Source organism: Arsukibacterium sp. (assembly GCF_036735525.1).
GTDB lineage: Bacteria > Pseudomonadota > Gammaproteobacteria > Enterobacterales > Alteromonadaceae > Alishewanella.
Genome location: NZ_DAINOE010000197.1, coordinates 1 through 1960, shown reverse-complemented (window position 1 = coordinate 1960; position 1960 = coordinate 1). Strand labels below are relative to the sequence as shown.

The following is a 1960-nucleotide window of genomic DNA, read 5'->3' as shown; positions in this document are numbered from 1 at the left end:
AGATCATGCGCCATCGCAAGAGTGGTCGTCAATTAAATCGGAACAGCAGCCACCGCACGGCAATGTTCCGCAACATGGCAAGCTCATTGGTGAAGCACGAAATCATCAAAACGACTTTGCCAAAAGCTAAAGAGTTACGTCGTGTGATCGAGCCATTGATCACATTGGCAAAAAATGACAGCGTTGCAAACCGCCGTTTAGCTTTTGCCCGTACTCGTGATAAAGAAGTAGTTGGTTTGTTGTTCAACGTTTTAGGTCCGCGTTACAACGCGCGTCCAGGTGGTTACACTCGTATTATGAAGTGTGGTTTCCGTACTGGTGACAACGCACCAATGTGCTACATCGAATTAGTGGATCGTCCAGAAGTGGATGCCGCTCTGCCAGTTGAAGAAGCTGCTGAGTAAATCCATCAATGGTAAAAACCGGGCCTGGCCCGGTTTTTTTTCGCCTTTTTTGCCAGCCCGATATTTGTATTTATTGATATTGTGGCTTAAGATTGAAGCAGTTTTCATTAGTGGCAGTATCTAATGCGCTCAGCTTTTATTCTGTTTTTTACTCTGTTTTCAGCGACGCCGGCTAACGCCATTAACAACAATTTAACTGATACATGCCTGCAACTCGCTGCAGCACAGCGATGCCAGCCCTTTATCAAATTGCTAACTGCAGCCGACAAGCAGCAGTTTCCTCTGTTGGCTGAGACATTGCAGCAAGCTGAGCGCTATCAACTTCAAATTATTTATACGCAGGTGCAGCGTACGGATGGACTGCCAAAGCTAAACTATTATTTGTTTAATGTTGATGAGAATCGCTATTTTTATCCTGCCAGTACCGTTAAATTGGTGGTAGCGGCGCTGGCTTTGCAGTGGCTTAATCAACAGCAAGATCCATCCTTATCTGCCGCTACCGCTATGCTGACTGACAGTGTCAGACCATTACAAACTGCTGCCTGGCAAGATGACACTACGGCAAATCAGCTGCCAAATATTGCACAGTACATTCGCAAAATACTGTTGGTTAGTGACAACGACGGTTATAACAGGCTTTATGAATTACTCGGGCAGGAATATATTAATACTGAGCTTAAGCGTCTTGGCCTGCAACATACCGTCATAAACCATAGGCTCAGCGTGCCGCTGCCAGATGAAGAAAACCGGCATTTTAACCCGGTGCGCTTTATTGCCAAAGACGGACGTCTGGTAAAATCTGTTCCGGCCCGCAGTATAGAACAGTCTTATCGCAATGCCGGTCAGCCAACCTTAGGTGCGGCGTACTATGCGGCCGGTGAACTGATCCGGCAGCCAATGGATTTCACCTATAAAAACCGCCATTCTCTTATAGACTATGACGGGGTAATAAAGCGGCTGGTGATGCCAGAACTGTTTGCCTCGACACAACAGTTTACTATTACCGCTGAACAGCGCGCGTTTTTACTGAAGTATATGGCGATGTTACCAAGACAAAGCCAGTCACCTCGCTATGATGAGAATGACTATCCGGACAGTTATGGCAAATTTGTACTGTATGGCGGTGATAAAAGTCGTATTCCTGATCATATAAAGCACCACAACAAAAGTGGTTGGGCTTATGGTCATATTTTAGATGGCGTTTATTTACAGGATCTGCAACACGACCTCGAGTTTTTTGTTACGGCAGTTATCTATGCTAATGACAACGCAACTTTAAATGACGATACCTACGAGATTGAACAACTGTCTTTACCCTTCATGCAACAACTAGGGCAATTTATCCATCAGTTATCGCTGCGCCAAAGATAATTCCAGAGCCTCAACAGGCTTAAATTTGCTTTATTGCTTTAAAAATAAGCTGAAAACCATGGGATCGTTTAAAAAACACCCGGTCGATCATAATTCTGTAAAAAAGATCTTGATCATGTTTTTGGGATCTCTATAATGCGCATCCACAGACGGCGACAACGGTAACGAAGTTGAGTCTGCTAAGC

At 44.8% G+C, this 1960-nt stretch carries 2 protein-coding genes; both read left to right on the top strand.

Going from position 1 to position 1960, the window contains the following annotated elements:
- Positions 1-5 precede the first annotated feature (5 nt).
- Entirely contained in the window at positions 6-404 is a 399-nt protein-coding gene (rplQ, locus tag V7D78_RS17235) for a 50S ribosomal protein L17 (RefSeq protein ID WP_333609682.1), read from the top strand.
- 123 nt (positions 405-527) lie between these two features.
- Positions 528-1775 carry a serine hydrolase gene (locus V7D78_RS17230; RefSeq protein ID WP_333609681.1) on the top strand — a complete coding sequence of 416 codons (1248 nt, stop codon included), beginning with the start codon at positions 528-530 and terminating at the stop codon, positions 1773-1775.
- The last annotated feature ends 185 nt before the right edge of the window (positions 1776-1960 follow it).

What these genes read in the sequence shown, in the direction of transcription:
- V7D78_RS17230 (WP_333609681.1), top strand. Translation starts at nt 528, where the DNA reads ATGCGCTCAGCTTTTATTCTGTTTTTTACTCTGTTTTCAGCGACGCCG.
- rplQ (WP_333609682.1), top strand. Translation starts at nt 6, where the DNA reads ATGCGCCATCGCAAGAGTGGTCGTCAATTAAATCGGAACAGCAGCCAC.